Raw genomic sequence first — 22,457 nt, 5'->3', positions numbered from 1 at the left:
GGTTTGAAAATTGTAGTTGGAAATACTTAGTCCTAAGTCCTGATAATCACACGTCGAATAGTAGTTGAAAACAGATAGTGTGCAGAACTCTCTATAGACAAAAAAATAACTTTGTTGTCAAGGCGAAGTTGAACTCTTAAACGCATGCTATTTGTATATCCTATTTATGTGCACGCCCTTTTAATAACTTTAATATTTTTTACCGCCCTATTTTATCTCTATTTCTCCCTACCTATTTTTCCCTCTCTATTTCTTCCCTCCCTCTTTCTTACCTCTTTATTTCTTTCCTTCCTATTTTTTCCCTCCCTCTTTCTTACCTCTTTATTTCTTACCTCTCTATTTCTTACCTTCTTATTTTTACCTTCCTATTTTTTACCTTCACTTTACTATTTTGTGTCTTATTTTATGAGTCGCCCTTATTTTGAATTTGCAATATTATTATAGTGCGCTTTTGTAATATCTTTTCATACTCCATATCAATACCCTTTTTTTAACCTGGATATTGAGGCTTTCAACAGTAATCGATCTATTATTATGGCATATTATAATTTAACAAATATATATCTAATAAAATAAAACATCTCCTAAAATAGTATAAAAATGATTCGATTGATTTCAAATAATAAAACTAAAAAATTTGTGGCTTTATGTCACAAATTTTATAATTATAGACTTTTGTATAATTAGTTGTACTTTTGGCATGAACAAAAGCAAAAAATATATACGCATGATTGCTTAACAGGGAATCTGTAGTCCCGAAATAATCCGAAGCATGTATAGTCGAGGACAAAAGCTCAAGTCATTATCTGGCTAGAGGAACTTGACTCCTCTAATCTTAAGGCCGGAATCAGTCTTGTGCGTAAGGTACTGGATAACCGTGTATAGTTCGAAAATGTAGAGGGCTTCTCAATAGAAAAGCTCAATATTATGCGAGTAAGAAAGATAAAAGTGACAAAATATTTGTTGCCTTTTATGAGGTGATAAAATATTATCTCATAAAGCTAAGATCAAAAATATCCTATTCAAGAGCCAAAAAACATGTTAGATAAGGCTTCCCCATTGGGAAGCAGATTGAAGATCTTTCTTATAAGACAGATATTGAATTAATCTATGGAAAAATATAGAAGGTCTTTATAAAGCTAAAGAATTCGGGGCTTTTCAGTGTTTAACATTAGTTAGTTTATTAGTCAATTTATTAGTTAATTTCCAATCATTTTGTAATCTACAGTGCTCACAATTAATGATTTTCCTTATCAATAAACAGTATACTTGTTACATTCACTTATTGATCAACTATTTTATCCCCCTAAAAAGAGCTTTTTAGGCTGTTTAGAGGGCTCAAATGTATACAGCATAGTCTACAGGCTTACTTTACTGTGAACACTATAGACTACTATAGACTAAATAGTAAAGGAGGAAAAATTTATGGGTCTAGAACCAGGAATTTTAGCTGGATTTCTTGTAATATTCCTTGCCGTACTGCTCGGCCCTTTTAAAGTCAAGATTATTGAGGAGAATCTGGAAGTATTTTTGTTCCTATGCGGAGTTGCGACAATGACAATTTCAGGTTTTGTCGAACTCCCGGGTACAGAAACAGGCTGGAGGCCGGAGATAATCAAAGAAGCGTTGACTTCACCGCTGAACTCTTTACATATTGCTGGAATTCCAATCGGCATATTCCAGGTAGTTCTTATAGTTGGTTTAATTATCTATAAATGGCATGAGCCGATTCAAAAAGCAATAGGAAAAATTGCCTCAGCGCTGTCTGTTAAGGTTCTGGCTTTCATTCTCATTGTTATTCTTGGTCTGTTTTCCAGTGTGATGTCGGCTATCCTTGCATCAATCATTCTCGTTGAGGTGGTTAATGCAATGCCTTTGTCACGAAAATCCAAAATAGATCTTACAATTATCGCATGTTTTTCAATTGGACTTGGTGCAGCGCTTACTCCTCTTGGAGAACCTCTCTCCACAATCGCTATCTCTAAATTATCCGGTGCACCTTACCATGCTCAGTTCAATTTCTTAATGAAAATGCTTGGCATGTATATCGTTCCAGGTATCTTTATTTACGGGCTTTTTGGGATGTTCGTCCTTGGAAAAGCTGGTATGAACGACCCTGGAATGAAAGCCGAAGAATACAGCGAAACTGTAAAAGATGTCGTAATGAGGGCTGTTAAAGTCTACTTGTTTATCATGGCTCTCACATTACTGGGAGATGGTTTCAAGCCTATTATCTTTGAATATTTTGCACAAATACCTCCAGCAATACTGTACTGGGTTAACATGGTTTCTGCTATTCTTGATAATGCTACTTTAGCAGCAGCTCAAATAGGACCCACACTTACTGAAGCCCAGATAAAAGGTATCCTTATGGGACTTTTAATTGCTGGCGGAATGCTGATCCCAGGAAATATTCCAAATATTATTTCTGCAGGCAAACTGGGTATAACAAGCAAAGAATGGGCGAAGCTTGGAGTGCCTGTTGGGCTTGTCTCAATGGCTATCTATTTCGTCGTCATCTTTGTGCTGAAACTCTAAACTAAATTGCCCATAGTTAATAAGATTCAGTTTCAAAATGGTGGAGAAATTATAGGTTAGATCACTGGATTTTGAAACTGAATCCTTAATTTGAGTTTTTTATATTTTTCCTGGAATATCATCCAGGCTTTAATTTCTTTTTTCTTTTAAATTAGCAGAACTTTTTCTTCGTTTTAAGAAGCCCGCAGTTCATAATCCTGCTAAAAGCTTCCCAAATGCAAATAAAAACAAAGAAAAAGCTTTTGCTCTTCACCAGACACCTAAAATAGCTTTTCGAAGTGTGAGATTAAGGTCTGTTTCAAAGCGTGAAAAATGATCTTAAGCTTTAATTCTAATGAGTCGTCACAGAACAAACTATTCACAGGTTCCGATTTGATGTCTTTATTTTCAAGAGCATTATCACCAGTTAAAAGTTAACTGTATGATAATTTTGGATACTCAGTTTTGTGATAATTACTATGTGCATGTTAAAAAATATACATTGTTTTTTATTTTCTCCTATGTTTCCATATATATGCACAAAAATGACACATATTATCTCAACTCGACAGCAGTTTAAATATTCATTTTGTCTTTAAAAAAATAATATAGGACAATTAGGCAAATAAATTCTACATTTGTGCTCATTTTACAAATTATGAGTTCTGGATCTATTTGAACTAAAATTTTTGTACTTAATGTCTACTTTTATATATAAAACAATTTAACAGGTTTACTTATTAAATGAAATGGTGCGAAGCTATATGATTAATCCGAATTTTGGACCGAAAGTAATTTCTGTATATAAAAAAATGCATTATGGGTAAAGCCCATTTTCAATAAGTAAACAACCTTTATTTGTAAAAAATATAAAAATTAAATTGAATATTAAAGACTAATATATTACCAAAGAATAAATAGAGCAAGTCTTTATAAGACTAAAACATTCTAGGCTCTAACACTGTTTCACAGTAGGTTATTCAGACGTTGTGGTCTAAATATATTAAAGGAGGAAAAAAGTAATGGCTCTTGAACCAGGAATTTTAGCTGGGTTTCTTGTAATATTCTTAGCCGTGTTACTCGGCCCTTTTAAAATACACGTTATTGAGGAAAATCTGGAACCATTTCTGCTTGTGTGTGGAATAGCAGCAATGACTCTTTCAGGTTTTGTCGAAATCCCGGGTAATGAGACTGGCTGGCGAATGGAAATTATCGAAGAAGCATTTACTGCACCGCTGCATGTTGGAGACATATTCGGCATTCCAATCGGCATATTCCAGATAGTGCTTGTCGTCGGCTTGATTATTTATAAATGGCATGCTCCGATTCACAAAGTAATTAGAAAATTAACTGATATGCTTTCTGTAAAAGTTTTAGGTTTTCTTCTCATTGTTATTCTTGGTATGTTTTCCAGTGTGATGTCGGCTATTCTTGCGTCAATTATTCTCGTTGAGGTAGTTAATGCAATGCCTCTATCTCGAAAGTCAAAGATAGACCTTACAATTATTGCGTGTTTCTCCATCGGCCTTGGTGCTGCACTGACCCCCCTTGGAGAACCGCTTTCAACAATTGCTATCTCAAAATTATCCGGTGCACCTTACCATGCCGACTTCATGTTCTTATTCAATATGCTGGGCAAATACATTGTTCCTGGTATTCTTGTATATGGTATTATTGGAATGTTCTTCCTTGGAAAAGTTGATCCAAAAGACCAGGGAATGAAAGCATCCGAGTATAACGAGACTGTAAAAGATGTTGTAATGAGAGCTGTAAAAGTTTATGTGTTTATCATGGCTCTTACATTTCTCGGAGATGGTTTCAAACCTCTTATACTTGAATACTTCATAAAAATCCCGTCAGGTATTCTTTACTGGGTGAACATGGTTTCGGCCATCCTTGATAACGCTACCCTTGCAGCTGCTGAGATAGGACCTGCTCTTAGCGAAGTCCAGATAAAGAGTATACTTATGGGTCTCTTAATTGCAGGTGGGATGCTGATCCCGGGAAATATCCCGAACATCATCTCTGCAGGAAAACTTGGTATTAATAGTAAAGAATGGGCAAGGCTTGGATTGCCTCTTGGGCTTATCTCAATGGCTATCTACTTCGTCGTTATATTTGTGCTTGGGTTCTAAACTTAAAATCCCCATGCTCATACGTATTCAGTTCCAGAATCCAGTGAATACAAGATTGAAAATTCCCGGATTCTGGAACAGGATCTAATAAGTCCATTAATTGAAAAAAAGATTGCAATTTTCTCGTATTCTCTTCGAATCAAATGGAAAATTTCCACACGATTCGGAGAGGATCTTTTTGGCTCTTATTCCCTGAAATATTCTATTTATTTCTTTTTCCTTTTTTCTTTTGTTTCTCAGGAACTCCCTTATTTTACTCTCTTCCTTTACCTTTTTTCTTTTTGATCAAGGCTCACTCAATTTAAGTAAACAAGTTTTTATCTATGTTCCGTTACTTCCTTCAATCAGAACTATAATTCTATTTAGTATATTCTAACGTATTTTATTCTGGAGATTAACTTGTTCAGTCAGGAGGAAAACAATGCGAAGAGATTATATAGACATGGACTATAGCCCGAAGGATACTGATCTGGTATGTGAGTTCCATATCGAACCGTCAGCAGGAGTGAATTTTGAGGAAGCTGCAACCCATATGGCAGGGGAAAGCTCTATAGATTCCTGGACTGAAATCGCCACACTCAGTCCCGAACTTGCAGCCAGGCTAAAACCCCATGTTTTTTACGTAGATGAGGATGCACAGACTGTAAGGGTAGCTTACTCGGAAGAACTCTTTGAACTTGGTTCTGTCCCGCAGGTACTCAGTGCGGTTGCAGGAAATATCTTTAGTATGAAAATCGTTGACAATCTCAGACTGCAGGATATAGCTTTCCCGAAGTCAATGCTCTCCGAATTCAAAGGTCCTGGATTCGGGTTGCCAGGAATCAAGGAACTTACAGGTGTGCAGGACAGGCCTCTCATAGGAACTATTGTCAAGCCGAAAGTTGGATTAACCTCTGAAAAACATGCTGAGGTCGCTTACAATTCATTTGCAGGAGGCTGCGACCTTGTTAAAGATGACGAGAACCTTACGGATCAGAAATTTAACAGATTTGAAAAAAGAGCTGAACTTACTCTGAAGCTTGCAGAAAAAGCAGAATCTGAGACCGGAGAGCGTAAAATGTATCTCTGCAACATTACTGCTCCTACCTGTAAGGAAATGATCCGTCGCATGAACATTCTTAAAGACCTGGGTGCCAGCTATGCGATGATCGACATCGTACCTGTGGGCTGGACTGCACTTCAGACCTTAAGGGAAGAAGCAGACGATGCAGGGCTTGCTCTCCATGCCCACCGATGCATGCATTCAGCCTATACCAGGAACCCACACCATGGGATAAGCATGCTTGTCGTTGCCAAGCTCTGCAGACTGGTCGGGCTTGATCAGCTTCACATCGGTACTGTAGTAGGGAAAATGCACGGAGAAAAACACGAGGTTCTATCTCTCCGTGATGAGTGTGTGTTAGACAATGTGCCTGCGGATGAAAGCCAGCATGTACTTGCCCAGGACTGGGGAGGGTTGAAGCCTATGTTCCCGGTTGCTTCCGGAGGGCTTGCCCCTACTATGATTCCTGACCTGTACACTATCTTCGGAAGGGATGTTATTATGCAATTCGGTGGCGGAATTCACGCCCATCCAATGGGTACGGCAGCCGGAGCCACTGCTTGCAGGCAGGCACTCGAAGCAGCCCTTGAGGGAGTTAGCCTGCAGGAATATGCGAAAAACCACAGAGAACTTGAACTTGCCATCGATAAGTGGCTGAAGAAATAAGCCGGAGAAAGAACTACTATTGAGTCAATAACAAAATGTCGTATAAAATCGATTGCAATTATTCGGAATTATTGAATCCTTGATGATTGACTCGACACTACAGAAAATTATAATTGAAAAGGAGTTTACCCCTGTGCAGGCAGAAAACGGAAGTAAAGTAAATACTCTGGTTTTTCGGGTTTCCGAAGAAAATTTTGATTCCGTCCTTGAAAGAGCGTCAGCGATTATCAAGCGTGGTGGGACTGTAGCCTTCCCCACGGAAACGGTCTACGGCCTTGGAGCTGACGGCCTGAACTCAGAGGCAGTCCTGAAGATTTTCGAGGCAAAAAAGCGCCCTCCGGGAAATCCCCTTAGCCTGCTTGTTCATTCAAGAGAAGATGTTGAGAAAGTGTCTAAAAATATTCCCGAAAGCGCTTTCAAGCTAATGGATGCTTTCTGGCCTGGCCCTCTTACGATTATCCTGGAGAAAAACGAGATTGTCCCCGATATTACTTCAGGAAGACTAAAATCAATAGGAGTTCGCATGCCTGACCATAGAGTTCCTCTTGAATTAATAAAGAGAGCAGGCACCCCTCTTGCTGCTCCCAGTGCCAACCTGTCAGGAAAGCCCAGTCCCAGTCTTGCAGCCCATGTCATCTCGGATCTTACAGGCAGGATTGATGCAATTCTTGACGGAGGGGAGGCTGCCATAGGGCTTGAGTCAACTGTAATTGATATGACTGTTGAGCCACCTGTTGTGCTAAGGCCCGGAGCCGTAAGTCTCGAAGAGCTTGAAAGCATTATAGGAAAAGTTAAGTCCGGATACAAAAGCGGCGAATCAGGGGATAAACCGGATCTGTCGGAAAAGAAGGCAGGTCAGAAATATGGGCATTATATTCCTGATACAAAGGTTGTGCTTGTCGAAGGAGAAGGAAAATCTGTTTCGGAAAAGCTTGTCAAATTACTTGAAAGTTACAGGAGCGAAGGGCAGAAAGTTGGGCTTCTTCTCAGTGAGGAAACCAGTAAGGAGACTGCACCTTTCTTTGCTTTAAAAAACCTGAGTCCAGATGAGTGCCTTTTGCTGGGGCCCAGGGCAGATCCGGGCGTAGCTGCCAGGAAACTCTTTGAAGGGCTCAGAAAGCTGGATAAGAAAGGGCTGGATGTAATCGTGGCTGATGGGTCCTTCAGCCGTTCCGGGCTTGGTGAAGCTCTCATCAACCGGCTGAGGGAAGCGTCCTCTATGAAGATTGTTGCTTAAGCTCAATTGTAATACCGTGTTTAAGCTCAATTGTAATACCGTGCTTAAGCTCAATTGTAATACGTGTTTAAGCCAATTGTAATACCGTGTTTGAGCTTAATTGTGATACAAAATTGAAGATTTAGTTAGTGTTTGAGAGGGAAGAACTTTGAACGCCGAGAAAAAGGAAAATCTGGAAAAAAAGCGGGCTTACAAAAAAGTCGTAGATCAGAATAAAAAAATAAACAAGATTAATCTTGTAGTGCTGGCTGTAGGCCTACTTTTAACAGTTCTGGGCCTGGAGAAGGAAGGGAGCTATCTTATCTGGGTAGGTATTTTTGTCCTTTTTATAACCTCAATTTCAAGTATTTTTGCATCTGGATCTCTTCGCAAGAGGTAAATACCAATTTTTTTTAAAGGGGCTTTCAAATGGGTGAAACGATTGCAAGTACGGAAATGCACGAATATTTTGACGAACTCGAAGCAAGACTCAAAGAGGCTATCAAGATTGCAAATGCAGCTCGAGCTCGTGGAGGTGACCCAAAGCCCGTTGTAGAAATTCCTCTGGCCAAAGATCTTGCGGATAGGGTTGAGAACCTTATAGGTGTGGAGGGAGTCGCTGCAAAGATTAGGGTGCTTGAAGAAAAAATGTCAAGAGAAGAATGTGCTCTTGAAATCGGGCGTCAGGTCGCAGAAGGAGAAGTGGGAAACTTCACAACAAAAAAGGATGCTGTTGAAGCTGCGATCCGGGTTTCCATGGCCGTCATTACAGAAGGAGTGGTTGCAGCTCCGATTGAAGGGATTAATAAGGTCGAACTGGGAAAGAACGATGATGGTTCCGAGTATATCCGGATTTTTTATTCCGGGCCTATCCGGAGTGCAGGTGGAACAGCTCAGGCTCTTTCCGTGCTCGTTGGCGATTACGTAAGGCGTGGGATAGGGATTGACCGCTATAAGCCAAGACCTGAGGAAGTAGAGCGTTATGTGGAAGAGGTCGTTCTTTATAAAAGAGTCGCAAGCTTGCAGTATATGCCCTCGGAAGACGAGATTCGCCTGATAGTCAAAAATTGCCCTGTCTGTATTGATGGAGACCCAACCGAGGAAGCTGAGGTTGAAGGGCACAGAGATCTCGAAAGAATAGGGACAAACCGCATCAGAGGGGGAATGTGCCTTGTGCTTGCCGAAGGGCTCGCCCTTAAAGCCCCCAAAGTCAAGAAACACGTTAATAAATTGCATATGGACGGATGGGACTGGCTGGATATCCTCATAGGGGGTACAAAAACCGGAGGCGATGAAGAAGATGAACAGAAAAACAAGATCAAGCCGAAGGATAAGTACATAAGAGACCTGATTGCAGGCAGGCCGGTTTTCTCCCATCCTTCAAGGCCAGGAGGGTTCAGGCTCCGCTACGGGCGTTCCAGAAATACTTCTTTTGCGGCCGCCGGGATCAATCCGGCTACTATGGTTCTGCTTGATGATTTTGTTACTAACGGGACTCAGCTCAAGGTTGAAAGGCCTGGAAAGGCTGCAGCTATGTCTGCTGTAGACTCGATAGAAGGACCAACTGTGCGCCTTCATTCAGGAGACCTCGTCCGTATAGATGACATAAAGGAAGCTTATGAGCTTCGCTCGCAGGTCGAGGTACTAGTCGATATTGGAGAGATCCTGATTAATTACGGGGATTTCCTGGAAAACAACCATCCTCTCATGCCTTCACCTTATGTTTTCGAATGGTGGCGTTATGACTATGAAGCAGCTTGCTCTGAGAAAATACCTGAAGACGAGTTGAAAGATCCATCGTCGGCTCTGGTTCTCAGGCTTGCGGAAGAATACGATGTCCCTCTACATCCGAAGTTTACGTATTTATGGCATGACATAAATCGGACTGAGTTTGAGGCTTTAAGGAAATTCGTGGCCGAGAGAGGAAATTTCTCGGTTGAAGATGGAATCCTCAGGTTACCTCTGAAAGCCTGTATGGAAAATGGTGTCAAACTCGTACTTGAAAAACTCCTTGTACTTCACAGGGTAAAAGCTGACACAATCCTGATTAAAGAAGCTCTTCCTTTTATTCTTTGTCTCGGGCTTGACTGCCATCTGAAAGAGAAAGCCCAGATACCTGATACCGATGACATGGTAAATGCTGCGGCTCTTTTAAGTGGATTTAAAGTTCTTCCGAGGGCTCCTTCAAGAATAGGGGCAAGAATGGGAAGACCGGAAAAAGCCAACCTGAGAAAGATGTCTCCTGCAGCTCAGGTTCTTTTTCCTATAGGTAATGCTGGAGGACTTACGCGGAATCTTGCAGTCGCTTCAAATTATTCGGCCTCCATGAATGGGAAAATAGGCGAAATTGAAGTGGAGATGGGAATCAGGGAGTGTCCTGCCTGTGGAAAAGAGACTTATTTCTGGCGCTGTGATTGCGGAGAGTATACCCGTCCCAAACTCTTCTGTCTTCGCTGTAAAATTGAGGTTCGAAACTCTGAAACCTGTCCTAAATGCGGTAGAAAGCTAACTTCTGTTGCAAATGTCAAATTGGATTTTCATTCTATTTACAAGCAGGCTTTTGAGAATGTAGGGGAAAGAGAAAAAGCGGACCTCATTAAAGGTGTAAAACGGCTAATGAACGGGCAGATGACTCCTGAGCCCCTGGAAAAGGGAATCTTGAGGGCAAAACATGATGTCTATATTTTTAAGGATGGGACTGTCCGCTATGACATGTCAGATATTCCCCTTACACATATCAGGGCTGATGAAATCGGGATAACAGCAGCTAAACTCCGGGAACTTGGTTATGTGGAAGACGTTTACGGAAATCCTCTTGAAAGAGATGATCAGGTCGTCTGCCTGAAGGTTCAGGACCTTGTGATTTCTTATGACGGGGGCGAGTATATGCTGCGTACCGCACAATATGTGGATGACCTGCTTGTGAAATATTACGGGGTTGAACCCTATTACAATGCCAAAACAATTCAGGATCTTGTAGGCGTACTGCTCATAGGACTTGCTCCACACACCTCCGCAGGCGTACTGGGGCGTTTAATAGGGTTTACGAGAGCTTCAGTCGGCTATGCTCATCCTTTCTTTCATGCTTCAAAACGCAGGAACTGCGATGGAGACGAAGATTGCATAATGCTTCTCATGGATGGGATCCTTAATTTCTCAAGGGCTTATCTCCCGGAGAAAAGGGGTGGAAAAATGGATGCTCCTCTTGTACTTACTACGAGAATCGATCCCAAAGAAGTGGACAAGGAGGCACATAATATAGATGTGCCTGCAAGATATCCTCTGGAATTTTACAGGGCTACTCAGGAGATCAAAAATCCTACAGAGCTTGAAGGTATTATGGATCTGGTGAGTAGTCGACTTGGAACTCCGGAACAATATGAGCATTTTATGTTCACACATGATACTTCTGATATTGCTGCAGGCCCTCTCAATTCTTCGTATAAGACTCTCGGAAGCATGATCGAAAAAATGGAGGCACAACTTTCCCTTGCTAATAAAATAAGGGCAGTAGATGCTCCGGATGTAGCTGAAAGGGTGCTCAAGTCTCATTTCCTTCCTGATCTTCTAGGAAATCTCCGTGCCTTTTCCAGGCAGCGGATGCGCTGTATAAAATGCGGGGAGAAGTTCAGGCGCCCTCCGCTAACTGGAGCCTGCCCTAAGTGTGGAGGTAATGTAATACTGACCGTGCACGAAGGAGCTGTCCGTAAATATCTTGAGATTTCAAAAGAAATTGGGGAACGGTACGGAGTTTCTAGCTATACCCAACAGAGAATTGAACTTTTGGATAAAGATATATGTTCTCTATTCGAGAATCACAGGGTTAAACAACTGGGACTTTCAGATTTCATGTCTGGATCTGCGCGCTGAAAACGAATAGCAAGAAATCTTAACACTTAAAATAAATTATTCTATTTGTTTGAAAGGAGGCAGGGCATTTTGAGAGTCCTAAAATACAGAAGTGTTTATTAACTAGTTCTCTAATTTTACTGTAAACAGTCTTGTCCTCCTTTCGAAAAGAGACTCTTTTTAGGTTTTGACTGTTTCTTACAGGGATAAGTCCACTCTCTTAAAGTTGATATTTTTTTCTATATATTTTTCACGTATTTATATAATTAATATGCTATTTATATACTATCTGTTTGATTATCTGTATCTTTAACAGGGCAATTTTTTTAATACTCTCACTGCTTTTTTACTCCGATTTAGGCTGGTTTTGATAATATGGTTTATATGACGAAGCGTAAAACCCCTGAGTCTTTACAGGCTGTCCGGCAATTATTGGTAGTAATAAAAAAGTGCTAAAAAAAGCAAATAAGGCCTTTAAATAAAAAAAGAAGGAATTCTTTTATTACCGAAGTAATTGTCGGACAGCTTGTTTAGCTTAGGGGTAACCCAAGGGAATTAATCTGCCCTATAAGCTCGGTAAAGTTTTTAATTTCCAGTTCCAAAACTTCTTCTTTTTTCATGCCTATTGACATTTCGCCGTCTACAGAAAGAAGTTCCGGACCTCTGCGAACAAGCCTGTCCACTCCATCTCTTTTAAAGATCTCCTTAACTTCCATATCATGAACAAAAGCCCTCCCAGGGATGAAAACAGTCTCACTTACTTCAGATAGGTCCATATTTTTGAGATCTTCAATAGTAATGAGGCATCCAATATCTTTTTTTGGAGATACAACATTCACGGAACCTCCAAGAGCTTCAAAGATTTCCCTTAGTCTTGGAGCTGCTATCTGGCCTGTAATAATGGTGGCTCTTTTTGTTGTCCTCGGAAGTTTTTCAAGGGCTTCGGGTACATTCCTGATCGCAAAAGGAGAGCCAATTAAGGGATCTTCAAGCGGAGTTCCTGTGATCCTCATAGAAGGGTGCTTTGCTGCAGAATTACGTACCAGCTCCGTGAATTCCTCAATGTTATGTGGGATTATGCCCGGAATGATAGGAGCATTATTCAGGATAAGCCCGTTTTCCGAAAAGTTTGCAAATCTCATCAGAATAGCTCCTTTTGCACCCATCGTTTCAAGATCACTGAGAGTCTTATCAAGGACCTCTCCATCATTTACTCCCGGAATGAGCACAATTGCCCCATATACATCACAATGGGCACAGAAGTCCCGGAGAACCTGTATAGAAGCTTCGGGTTCCGGGTCTTTCATGTATTCTGCTCTTAGAACCGGATCAGTCGCAAAGACTGTAAAACTTACCTCTGTGACACCATGGTCTATGTAGAAAAGAGCGTCATCAGGCTTGCTGAAACCTTTTCCGCTTGTATACCCCAGATGTATCTGGGTCTTGAACTGAGATAAGAAAGCGACAAGATTCTTCAGTTCAGGATAACAGCTTAAATCTCCTCCTCCGCTAATAGTGAATTTTTTAATCTCTCCACTTGCGAAATAGAGTTTTCTTGAAGTTTCCTCCAGTACTACCTGAAGAGGCTTGAAACCCGAATATGATTCCTTTACACTGCGTGTGCAGTAGTCACACCCTTTCTTGAAAGGAAGACAATACTTGCAGCCCAGAGGCTGAATGTCTTTAACCTTTTTGAAATAACAGTATTTGCAAAAGCCTCTACAGTCTACCCCTGGATTTCCGCCTACATCGACAACGACTTCCATATTAAACTTTCGTATTATCAAGGTATTAATAAATCTTTTTGGTATGACTCTCAGGTATAAAACAACATCTTAATAAATTTAACATCTATTCTCCGTTTTCTAACTAACTATTTTTTATAAGTCATCTGGTATATTTTTGACGAGCTTTAAGTATATTAAAATTTTATTTTTCTATCGATGCCGCTTTTTTATATATTTTTATAAAAATAGATTACAAATTAATATATTATATTTTAAAAAAATACATAAATTAATTTATCGGAGAACACAAAAGATTTAAGTACCTTCTAAACGAATGAGATTTCATTGGGAATAGTGGACACTTAAAAACAAAGCGGTACTTGATTTATTGAGTGCAAAAGCACTCGAATAGGTGACCAATCCCAAAATGATTTTAATAAATTAAGGAGGAAATTAAAGTGTCTGACACAGTAGACATCTACGACGACAGAGGAAAACTGCTCGAGAGCAATGTCGACATTATGTCCCTTGCTCCAACAAGAAACGCAGCAATTCAATCGATCATCATGGACACTAAGAGGTCAGTTGCAGTCAACCTCGCAGGTATTCAGGGTGCACTTGCCAGCGGCAAGATGGGCGGAAAGGGCCGTCAGATCTTAGGCCGCGGACTTAACTATGACATTGTAGGCAATGCTGATGCAATTGCAGAAAATGTTAAAAAACTCGTCCAGGTCGATGAAGGCGACGATACCAATGTCATTAAAGTCAAAGGCGGAAAGAGCCTCCTGATCCAGTCCCCAAAATCCAGGATTATTGCAGGTGCCGACTTCATGTCCGCAACAACAGTTGGTGCAGCAGCAGTCACTCAGACTATTATGGACATGTTTGGAACTGATCCTTATGATGCTCCTATCGTAAAATCAGCTGTCTGGGGAAGCTACCCACAGACAATGGATCTCATGGGCGGTCAGGTTCAGGGTATTCTCAGCATCCCCCAGAACAATGAAGGTCTTGGCTTCTCCCTCAGGAACATTATGGCCAACCACGTTGCAGCAATCTCCAACAGGAATGCAATGAACGCATCCGCTCTCTCTTCCATCTACGAGCAGTCTGGTATCTTCGAGATGGGTGGAGCAGTCGGTATGTTCGAGAGGCATCAGCTCCTCGGTCTTGCATACCAGGGTCTCAACGCCAACAACCTCTTATATGAAATTGTAAAGGAAAACGGTAAGGACGGAACCATTGGAACCGTTATCGAATCTGTTGTCCGCAGGGCAATTGAAGCTGGTATTATCTCAGTTGACAAGACCGCTCCTTCTGGATACAACTTCTATAAAGCAAACGACGTTCCAAAGTGGAATGCCTGTGCAGCAGTTGGTACCCTTGCAGCCACCCTCGTGAACTGTGGTGCAGGCCGTGCAGCTCAGAACGTTTCCTCAACACTTCTCTACTTCAACGATATCCTTGAGAAGGAAACTGGTCTTCCAGGATGCGACTACGGTAAAGTAGAAGGTACCGCGGTAGGGTTCTCATTCTTCAGTCACTCCATCTATGGTGGCGGTGGGCCTGGTGTCTTCAACGGTAACCACGTCGTTACCAGACACTCCAGAGGGTTCGCAATCCCCTGTGTATGCGCAGCAGTAGCTCTTGATGCAGGTACCCAGATGTTCACAATCGAATCAACATCCGGCCTGATAGGTGACGTGTTTGGTGCAATACCAGAATTCCGCGAGCCAATTAAGGCAGTTGCAGGAGTGCTCTAAACATATAATTCAAAAGGTCTAAAGATGTCAGACTCTGCTTCAAATACGGAAGATTCTATTCAAATCGAAATTTTTCCCAGTAGAATCCTGTCCCCTGAAACAGCTCAGAATCTCATTGCTGAAATCTACAAGGTGGACGGAGTAATTCGCGTCATGGTGCAGGGAAACAGACTACCCGATAAGGTGTCTGCCGGTCCCGGTACTGGGGAAAAAGTAGAACATCCACTGAGAAAGCCTATTCAGATTGGAGATCAGGTTATTGAATTGAAGATCTGTGTAGGCAGGATCAGGGTTGAACTTTCAAGCGCCGAAGCTAAAGAACAGATAAGGGAAGTGTGCGAAAAATTGCTTCCGTTCCCCTTTGAATTCAGGGAAGGACATTTCCTCAGGAAAAAGCCTACTGTAACTGACTATGCCAAACTTGGTCCTGAAGCAGACCCTAGGTTGCTTGGTATGGTAGATCCTAGAACTAAGATAGATCAGCTCATCTTTATCGAGAAACAAAAGGAGCAAGAAGAGATAAAGGACAAAGATGAGTGAAAAATATGATGATCGATCGGGAAACACAGGTAGTTGACTGCCGATGCGGTGCGGGACTTGGCAGAGGAGGAGGACTTGCCCAACGAGGCACTCTCTCAGAAGCCGGCCGTGCTGAGGTTGTAGCTATTGCCATGAGTCCCGGCCAGAGGCATATCACAAAACCGGTATGTGAGATCACATATGGAATGAGGAAAGAAAACATTCAGGTCAGTGTGCTGGTACTCTACTCAGGCTCCGGAATCCCTGAATCAGGTATGAGAACCGGATCTTTTGTACTGAGTCCAGTAGAAGTAGCACAGATTGAAATGCACAAGCTGGCCGTGATTCACCTCGGAAATATCAAGGATCATGTGGTTAGAAAGACCAGGGAAATCCTGAGTCAGGCTAATATTCCGGCGATTGTAGTCAGCCAGATCCCGGTAGATTTTGAGGATTTTGCAGAGGCAGGGATAAAGACGAGATTAGTAATGCCAAGGGATGAAAATATTCTTACAAAAGGAATTGTGATGGATATGGTGAGTGGAGTTACACGCGGTGATTCCTGTCCCAGGGACAAGCTAAATCTTATCATTAAATACGTCAAGACTACATTAGACCAGTTAGAAGATCATAAAGGAGTTGCATGAGATGGCTTACGAAAGACAATTTTATCCAGGCGCAACATCAGTTGCCGCTAACAGAAGAAAACACATGTCTGGAAAACTTGAGAAACTCAGGGAAATTTCAGACGAAGACTTAACTGCAGTTCTCGGGCACCGCGCCCCAGGAAGCGACTATCCAAGCACCCACCCACCACTTGCAGAGATGGGAGAGCCTGCATGCTCGACCCGTGAAAATGTTGCAGCTACACCCGGTGCAGCAGCAGGAGACAGAGTAAGGTACATTCAGTTTGCTGACTCAATGTACAACGCGCCTGCAACCCCATATTTCAGATCCTATTTTGCAGCAATCAACTTCAGAGGTGTAGACCCAGGTACCCTTTCCGGTCGTCAGATCGTTGAAGCCCGTGAAAGAGATATGGAACAGTGCGCAAAGGTTCAGATGGAAACCGAAATCACTGACCATGCACTCGCAGGTGTGCGTGGTGCAACTGTGCACGGTCACTCTGTCCGTCTCCAGGAAGACGGTGTAATGTTCGACATGCTCGACAGGAGAAGACTTGAAAACGGCACCATCATCATGGACAAGGACCAGGTTGCAATTCCACTCGACAGGAAAGTAGACCTCGGCAAGCCCATGTCCAGCGAAGAAGCCGCAAAGAGAACCACCATTTACCGTGTGGACAATGTAGCCTTCAGGGACGATGCAGAAGTCGTTGAATGGGTACACAGGATATTCGATCAGAGGACAAAATTCGGTTTCCAGCCGAAATGAGGTGACCACAATGGCAGCAGACATTTTCTCAAAATTTAAAAATTCAATGGAAGTCAAGTTCGCACAGGAATTTGGTTCAAACAAGCAGACAGGTGTCGACATCACCGGCAAGACTAAAAAGTTCCTGAGGTTAGGCCCTGAGCAGGACCCCAGAAAAGTCGAAATGATTAAAGCCGGTAAAGAAATTGCTGAGAAGAGAGGTATTGCATTCTACAACCCAATGATGCACTCCGGTGCTCCCCTTGGTCAGCGTGCAATTACTCCTTACGTCATTTCTGGCACTGATATTGTTTGTGAACCTGATGACCTCCACTACGTAAACAACGCTGCAATGCAGCAGATGTGGGATGACATCAGAAGGACCTGTATTGTCGGTCTTGACATGGCTCACGAGACCCTCGAGAAGAGGCTGGGTAAGGAAGTCACTCCTGAAACCATCAACCACTACCTTGAAGTCCTTAACCACGCCATGCCCGGTGCAGCAGTGGTTCAGGAAATGATGGTTGAAACCCACCCTGCCCTTGTTGACGACTGTTACGTGAAAGTCTTCACAGGCGACGACGCCCTTGCAGACGAAATCGACAAGCAGTTCCTTATTGACATCAACAAGGAATTCTCAGAAGAACAGGCAGCCCAGATTAAGGCCTCCATCGGCAAGACTTCCTGGCAGGCAATCCACATCCCAACAATTGTCTCCAGAACAACAGACGGTGCTCAGACCTCCAGGTGGGCAGCCATGCAGATCGGTATGTCTTTCATCTCCGCATACGCAATGTGTGCCGGTGAAGCAGCCGTCGCTGACCTGTCCTTCGCTGCAAAGCACGCAGCTCTGGTCTCCATGGGTGAAATGCTCCCAGCAAGGCGTGCACGTGGACCTAACGAGCCCGGTGGACTTTCCTTCGGTCACCTGTCAGACATCGTCCAGACAAGCCGCACCTCCCAGGACCCAGCAAAGATCGCTCTTGAAGTCGTCGGTGCAGGCTGTATGCTCTACGACCAGATCTGGCTCGGATCTTACATGTCCGGTGGTGTCGGATTCACACAGTATGCAACAGCTGCATACACCGATGATATCCTCGACAACAACGTGTACTACGACGTTGACTACATCAACGACAAGTACAACGGTGCTGCAAATGTCGGCAAGGACAACAAGGTAAAGGCAAGCCTCGACGTTGTAAAGGACATCGCAACCGAGTCCACACTCTACGGTATCGAGACCTACGAGAAGTTCCCAACTGCCCTTGAAGACCACTTCGGTGGTTCCCAGAGAGCAACTGTGCTCGCAGCTGCAGCCGGTGTTGCATGTGCCCTCGGTACTGCAAACGCCAACGCTGGTCTCTCCGGCTGGTACCTTTCCATGTACCTGCACAAGGAAGCATGGGGCAGACTCGGATTCTTCGGATACGACCTGCAGGACCAGTGTGGTGCCACAAACGTTCTGTCCTACCAGGGCGACGAAGGTCTCCCAGACGAACTCCGTGGTCCAAACTACCCCAACTATGCAATGAACGTCGGTCACCAGGGTGGATACGCAGGTATCGCTCAGGCAGCCCACTCAGGCCGTGGAGACGCATTCACCGTCAACCCACTCATCAAGGTCTGCTTCGCTGACGACCTCATGCCCTTCAACTTTGCAGAGCCCAGGAGAGAGTTCGGCCGCGGTGCAATCAGAGAGTTCGTGCCTGCCGGTGAGAGATCCCTCGTCATTCCAGCAGCAAAATAAACTCAATAAATTCAACAATTTAAAACAGAGTAGGCCTTCTGGCCTACTTTTTCTCTCTTTTTTCCATACTCATTTCTCGTGCGGTTATTCCAGAAAGAACTTAGAGACTATCTGAAAAGTCCCATTGCTTCAAATGTTATTTTCTCCGGCACCTCAATCGCTTTCTTTTCTCCTCTTTCCTGCCCTCCATACATGGATGTTCAGGTGGAGCGCAGTCCGTTAATGATTTCTTCCAGGAGGAGAAGTGCACCTGAAACTCCCAGATATGTTTTCGGGAGAAAGTGGATGTATCCTTCTTCCGGAAGGGTGATTTCGATGCCGGCTTTGCAGCAGCCTTTTGCTTTTAAAAGCTGAAGGGTAGGGCCGTTAGCAAAGGCAATATCAGCCGATTCAAGGGAAGGGTCCCTGTCCCAGACTTCACAAAAGCCCTTTGCCTCCAGAAAAGCCCGGAGAGATTCTGCTGCTTCGGGGTCGCTTCCGGGGAGCAGTTTTACTGCAAGGGGGGCCATACCGAGGTAGGAGTAAAGCCAGTGTGTAAGGGGGAAGGCAAGGGAGCTTTCAGCCCGGATTGAAAAACTGGCTCCTTTGGGAAGCCCTGAGAATGAATGGAAGCGCGAAATCTGTCGGTAACTGGCCTGCCTGGCTTTCCGGACTTCTGCAAGGGCCGGTGTGGGATCGATATTCAGGACAGCTGCAACTTCCCTCAGCAGGCTTTCATTCGCATCAAACCCGATGGGAGCCCCAAGTGAAGAAAATACGGCAGGGGTTCCGAAGCGTTGTTTGTACCATTCCGCAATCCTTCTACCGTATTCGGGGAAAAGGACGATATTACAGGCTGCATCGCCTGACTCCCGGATTTCTTCGAGGGAAGTTCCGGCAAGGAAAATGGCTCCGACTTCCAGGCCCAGGAAAGCAAGGAGCCGTTTCATTTCTGCAACTGATCCTTCCCAGTACTTGTGGAGCAGGGAAAGCCCTATCAAGTTCACTTTTTTCGGGGAGCCCGGGCAATGGGAGGACTGGATTTTCAGGTGTTCGAGCAGGGCAAGGGCAACATTTTCAAAACCCCGAGCTGCAGGAAGGGAAAAACCCGGGTTTTCCACCACAAAACAGCGGTCCTGCATCCCCGCCTTTTTGATTACACTTTCCAGGTCGTCTCCCACAAGGCTTGCTCCGGGGGAATTAATCACCATAAGCAAGCCTTTTTCTTTTGCGGCTATTGCTGCAAGCGCCCTTTCGAACTTTTCAAGTGAACCCCGGATGTAGTCTTCCCCGTCCAGGCAGGTGCAGGGAATCCTGGGTTGCCCGAAATAGAACTCGTCCTGGAACGCCAGGGGGTCATGGGAACTTTCCCTGGGAAACTGCCTGTCCGAGAGAAAACTGTGGTATAACTTACAGCCTGTAGGTCCGTTCAGGATCACGGCCGCGTCCCTGATCCCTTCGACCGCTAGGATAGAACCCGTAAAAGCGTCAGGGGAAAAAATCAACTTTCATCACCTCCATCGTACTTCCACCCCTCCACAACTGGCAGCCTGAGAAGTGTACTCCAGCGTTTTGCAAGTTCAAGCCCGCTCAGGAACCCTACCTGAGGGGAGAAGGGGATAGTATCGTAATGTACTCCGTCTTCGGGGACCGAAGGGGCATAATTCGAAAGGACCAGGTCCGGCATAAGGCTCCTGACATCCCTTGCCCTCTTTTCATCCGTATAGTTCCTCTCAACCGGGAAGTCTTCGCAGGACAGGATTTCCAAGTTTTCCTTTCCAAAAAACGAGGGCGAAACCCCAACCTTGACTATTTCCATTCCCAGCTCGCGGATCGTGTCCAGTATCCAGCCGATATCCTCGGTGTAGCTCACTAGGAGTACGCTCTTTCCCGAGAGATGAGAGGTATATTTCCTAATCCCTGCTTTGTACACCTCTTCCTGTTCCTGCAGCAGGGAAGAGAGATCCTTTCCAGGAAGCAGGCGTGCTGCCAGGGCTTTTACCCAGAGGGAACTTTCCCGGAAACCCACAGGAAAGGGAAGCTCAAAAAATTCAAGCCCGAAACGCCCGGAAAGGTATGCCTGCAAGTCCCTGGTCTCGGGGTCTTCGCAGGCTATCAGGTTGATTTCCGCTTTTTTAAAAGAGCGAATGGAAATGGTGTCTGCCCTTTTTAAAAACCTGCAGTTGACCCTGTACCCCATCCTTTTGAGCAGCCCTTCTATCGTATGGAAGTGTTCCTCTTCCCGCAGGGAAAAACTCCTTTCTCCAATAATATTGACCAGGCCTTTTTTGGGCTTTACGGAAGGGTCAATCAGGTCAGCAACCCGTTTGTAGCCCTCAAGTAGCCCGGTAGAAAAGTCTCCCGTAAGTACCCCTTCCACAGGGACCGGGATGACCCTTGCTCCGGGAAAACGGACTCTGGCTCTTGAAGTTGCCTCCTTTATGTCGTCTCCTATGATCCCTCCTGGACAGGTGTTCACCACAAAGACCGTTTTCCAGCCTGCTGAAAGGGCTTCTTCGATTTTACTCTCAAGCTTTTCAAGTCCCCCAAATATTACATCTTTCTCCTCCATATCTGTCGTCAGGAGTCCAGGGATCTGCTTTACCTCACCTGCATTTATTCCCCCTCCCCTTAAAAACGAGCAGGCAAGGGCATCGGTTGTGATATGGGTGCAGCTCCTCGGCCCGTGCAGGACCGTGGCGGCATCATTAACCTGAAAAGTCGCAGTTACAGCCCCTGAAAAAGAACAGCCGTAAAGGGGTGGCCTGGAGGGAAGGGCATTAGGGGACTGTGTAGACACTTCTTCGGGAGTTCCTGTAGACTTTGTTTCGGGAATTCCGGAGGGGGTTTCTGTGGAACGTACGTTTCCCTGGCCGAGGGAATAAGGCTCTGTACCGGTTTTTTCATCGGGTACAGGACCCGTGCCGAATGGCTTTATGCAGGCAGGTTCTCTTTTTCCCAGCACCAGGGCTTCAAGCTCAAGGTCACCGAGGGGGTTGGCAGGGTGAAGCAAGCTCCGGTCTTTTTCCAGGGTTTCAACATACGCGGCCAGCTCCCTGAATATACCTGCAGGAGCAGAGTCAGGGAAAACTTCGGCCAGGTTTTTTCCGGCTTTTTCAGCCTGAGAAAAGACTTCATCCCTGGGGATGGAGGCAAGCACAGGCAGCCCTACCGCCCGGGCAAAGGCAAAGACCCTTTCTTCTTCAGCAAAAAGCCCTCGCCTGTTGAAGATGATGCCTGCAACCCTGGGGGCTGCATCCTCAAAATTCCTGATCCCCCGGAGGATGTTGTTAGCTGCATACAGGGCCATATATTCCCCGGAGGTCACCAGAAAAACCGCATCAGCATATTCTTTCCTGAGGGGAACTGCAAACCCGCCGCAGACCACGTCCCCGAGCACGTCATAGAGGACGACGTCAAAGGAAGAAGCCCTGAGCCCCAGGCGTTTTAAGACCTCAAAACTGCTCAGGATCCCCCGACCCGCACAGCCAATCCCGGGTTTTGGGCCCCCTGCTTCCACGCAGGCAGTACCTCCGTAGCCTTCAAAGACCAGAGCTTCAAGCTGCTGCGCTTCCAAAGGAGTTTCGCGCATATAGTCCAGCACTGTGGGTATGCCAGCCCCTCCGAGAAGCAGGCGGGTGGAATCATGTTTAGGGTCGCAGCCGACCTGCAGAACCCGCTTTTTCAAATTGGCAAGGGCAGCCGAGAGGTTTGCAGAAACCGTGGACTTGCCTATGCCTCCCTTCCCATAGAGGGCAATCTGGATCACTTTTTTTCCTCCTTATGACTTCCTGAACTTAAAAGAGCAAAAACATGGGAAAAGAGAAATTGTTTTCCCTGTTTTGGCGGTCATACCTGAATTATCACTTATTAGTATGTAATTAATGATATGTTTGGTAATCATGCCGGAATTATCACTTACT

The 22,457-nt window shown here is 44.4% G+C and carries 14 protein-coding genes; 11 read left to right on the top strand and 3 right to left on the bottom strand.

Annotated features, from left to right (window positions below; translation table 11 throughout):
- Positions 1-1,425: 1,425 nt before the first annotated feature.
- The 6 genes from MSKOL_RS18025 to MSKOL_RS18000 all read left to right on the top strand — a co-directional run bounded on the left by MSKOL_RS18025 (position 1,426) and on the right by MSKOL_RS18000 (position 11,446).
- A complete protein-coding gene (locus tag MSKOL_RS18025; protein ID WP_048123286.1) occupies positions 1,426-2,538 on the top strand; it encodes a DUF1646 family protein in 1,113 nt (370 codons plus the stop codon).
- A 1,001-nt stretch (positions 2,539-3,539) separates the two neighbouring features.
- Positions 3,540-4,652 carry a DUF1646 family protein gene (locus MSKOL_RS18020; protein WP_048157997.1) on the top strand — a complete coding sequence of 371 codons (1,113 nt, stop codon included), beginning with the start codon at positions 3,540-3,542 and terminating at the stop codon, positions 4,650-4,652.
- A 421-nt stretch (positions 4,653-5,073) separates the two neighbouring features.
- Positions 5,074-6,360 (top strand): type III ribulose-bisphosphate carboxylase, encoded by a 1,287-nt coding sequence (rbcL, locus tag MSKOL_RS18015; RefSeq protein ID WP_048157996.1) that lies wholly within the window; start codon positions 5,074-5,076, stop codon positions 6,358-6,360.
- A gap of 82 nt (positions 6,361-6,442) precedes the next feature.
- Positions 6,443-7,597 (top strand): L-threonylcarbamoyladenylate synthase, encoded by a 1,155-nt coding sequence (locus MSKOL_RS18010; protein ID WP_332310031.1) that lies wholly within the window; start codon positions 6,443-6,445, stop codon positions 7,595-7,597.
- A gap of 148 nt (positions 7,598-7,745) precedes the next feature.
- Entirely contained in the window at positions 7,746-7,976 is a 231-nt protein-coding gene (locus MSKOL_RS18005) for a hypothetical protein (RefSeq protein ID WP_048157995.1), read from the top strand.
- Between the two features lie 29 nt (positions 7,977-8,005).
- Entirely contained in the window at positions 8,006-11,446 is a 3,441-nt protein-coding gene (locus MSKOL_RS18000; protein WP_048157994.1) for a DNA polymerase II large subunit, read from the top strand.
- A gap of 509 nt (positions 11,447-11,955) precedes the next feature.
- Here MSKOL_RS18000 and mmp10 read toward each other — a convergent pair.
- The gene (mmp10, locus tag MSKOL_RS17995; RefSeq protein ID WP_048157993.1) at positions 11,956-13,191 is read right to left on the bottom strand and encodes a methyl coenzyme M reductase-arginine methyltransferase Mmp10; all 1,236 of its coding nucleotides are present in this window, start codon (positions 13,189-13,191) and stop codon (positions 11,956-11,958) included.
- Between the two features lie 419 nt (positions 13,192-13,610).
- On the opposite strand from mmp10, the gene mcrB reads away from it, so the two are divergent.
- From mcrB to mcrA, 5 genes are read left to right on the top strand one after another with little or no spacing between them, the layout of a single operon-like run.
- Positions 13,611-14,915: a coenzyme-B sulfoethylthiotransferase subunit beta gene (gene mcrB / locus MSKOL_RS17990; RefSeq protein ID WP_048123276.1), complete on the top strand. Its 1,305-nt coding sequence runs from the start codon at positions 13,611-13,613 to the stop codon at positions 14,913-14,915.
- A gap of 24 nt (positions 14,916-14,939) precedes the next feature.
- On the top strand, positions 14,940-15,455 hold the full coding sequence (mcrD, locus tag MSKOL_RS17985) for a methyl-coenzyme M reductase operon protein D (RefSeq protein ID WP_048123274.1): 516 nt from the start codon (positions 14,940-14,942) through the stop codon (positions 15,453-15,455).
- A 5-nt stretch (positions 15,456-15,460) separates the two neighbouring features.
- Positions 15,461-16,081, top strand: coding sequence for a methyl-coenzyme M reductase I operon protein C (gene mcrC / locus MSKOL_RS17980; protein WP_048124332.1), 621 nt, complete (start codon positions 15,461-15,463; stop codon positions 16,079-16,081).
- A gap of 1 nt (position 16,082) precedes the next feature.
- Entirely contained in the window at positions 16,083-16,829 is a 747-nt protein-coding gene (mcrG, locus tag MSKOL_RS17975) for a coenzyme-B sulfoethylthiotransferase subunit gamma (RefSeq protein ID WP_048123272.1), read from the top strand.
- A 10-nt stretch (positions 16,830-16,839) separates the two neighbouring features.
- Positions 16,840-18,555, top strand: coding sequence for a coenzyme-B sulfoethylthiotransferase subunit alpha (gene mcrA / locus MSKOL_RS17970; RefSeq protein WP_048157992.1), 1,716 nt, complete (start codon positions 16,840-16,842; stop codon positions 18,553-18,555).
- Between the two features lie 200 nt (positions 18,556-18,755).
- Here mcrA and MSKOL_RS17965 read toward each other — a convergent pair whose 3' ends face one another.
- Both MSKOL_RS17965 and MSKOL_RS17960 read right to left on the bottom strand, forming a co-directional pair.
- Positions 18,756-20,039 (bottom strand): nitrogenase component 1, encoded by a 1,284-nt coding sequence (locus tag MSKOL_RS17965; RefSeq protein ID WP_048157991.1) that lies wholly within the window; start codon positions 20,037-20,039, stop codon positions 18,756-18,758.
- Complete coding sequence (locus MSKOL_RS17960) at positions 20,036-22,303, bottom strand: nitrogenase component 1 (RefSeq protein ID WP_048157990.1); 2,268 nt, start codon at positions 22,301-22,303, stop codon at positions 20,036-20,038. The genes MSKOL_RS17965 and MSKOL_RS17960 overlap by 4 nt, the downstream gene beginning before the upstream one ends.
- Between the last annotated feature and the right edge of the window lie 154 nt (positions 22,304-22,457).

Source organism: Methanosarcina sp. Kolksee (assembly GCF_000969945.1).
Classification (GTDB): Archaea; Halobacteriota; Methanosarcinia; order Methanosarcinales; family Methanosarcinaceae; genus Methanosarcina; species Methanosarcina vacuolata.
Note: the sequence above shows the minus strand (reverse complement) of the source record. Positions and strands in the feature narration are given on the sequence as shown.

What these genes read in the sequence shown, in the direction of transcription:
- MSKOL_RS18025 (WP_048123286.1), top strand. Translation starts at nt 1,426, where the DNA reads ATGGGTCTAGAACCAGGAATTTTAGCTGGATTTCTTGTAATATTCCTT.
- MSKOL_RS18020 (WP_048157997.1), top strand. Translation starts at nt 3,540, where the DNA reads ATGGCTCTTGAACCAGGAATTTTAGCTGGGTTTCTTGTAATATTCTTA.
- rbcL (WP_048157996.1), top strand. Translation starts at nt 5,074, where the DNA reads ATGCGAAGAGATTATATAGACATGGACTATAGCCCGAAGGATACTGAT.
- MSKOL_RS18010 (WP_332310031.1), top strand. Translation starts at nt 6,443, where the DNA reads ATGATTGACTCGACACTACAGAAAATTATAATTGAAAAGGAGTTTACC.
- MSKOL_RS18000 (WP_048157994.1), top strand. Translation starts at nt 8,006, where the DNA reads ATGGGTGAAACGATTGCAAGTACGGAAATGCACGAATATTTTGACGAA.
- mmp10 (WP_048157993.1), bottom strand. Translation starts at nt 13,191, where the DNA reads ATGGAAGTCGTTGTCGATGTAGGCGGAAATCCAGGGGTAGACTGTAGA.
- mcrD (WP_048123274.1), top strand. Translation starts at nt 14,940, where the DNA reads ATGTCAGACTCTGCTTCAAATACGGAAGATTCTATTCAAATCGAAATT.
- mcrC (WP_048124332.1), top strand. Translation starts at nt 15,461, where the DNA reads ATGATGATCGATCGGGAAACACAGGTAGTTGACTGCCGATGCGGTGCG.
- mcrG (WP_048123272.1), top strand. Translation starts at nt 16,083, where the DNA reads ATGGCTTACGAAAGACAATTTTATCCAGGCGCAACATCAGTTGCCGCT.
- mcrA (WP_048157992.1), top strand. Translation starts at nt 16,840, where the DNA reads ATGGCAGCAGACATTTTCTCAAAATTTAAAAATTCAATGGAAGTCAAG.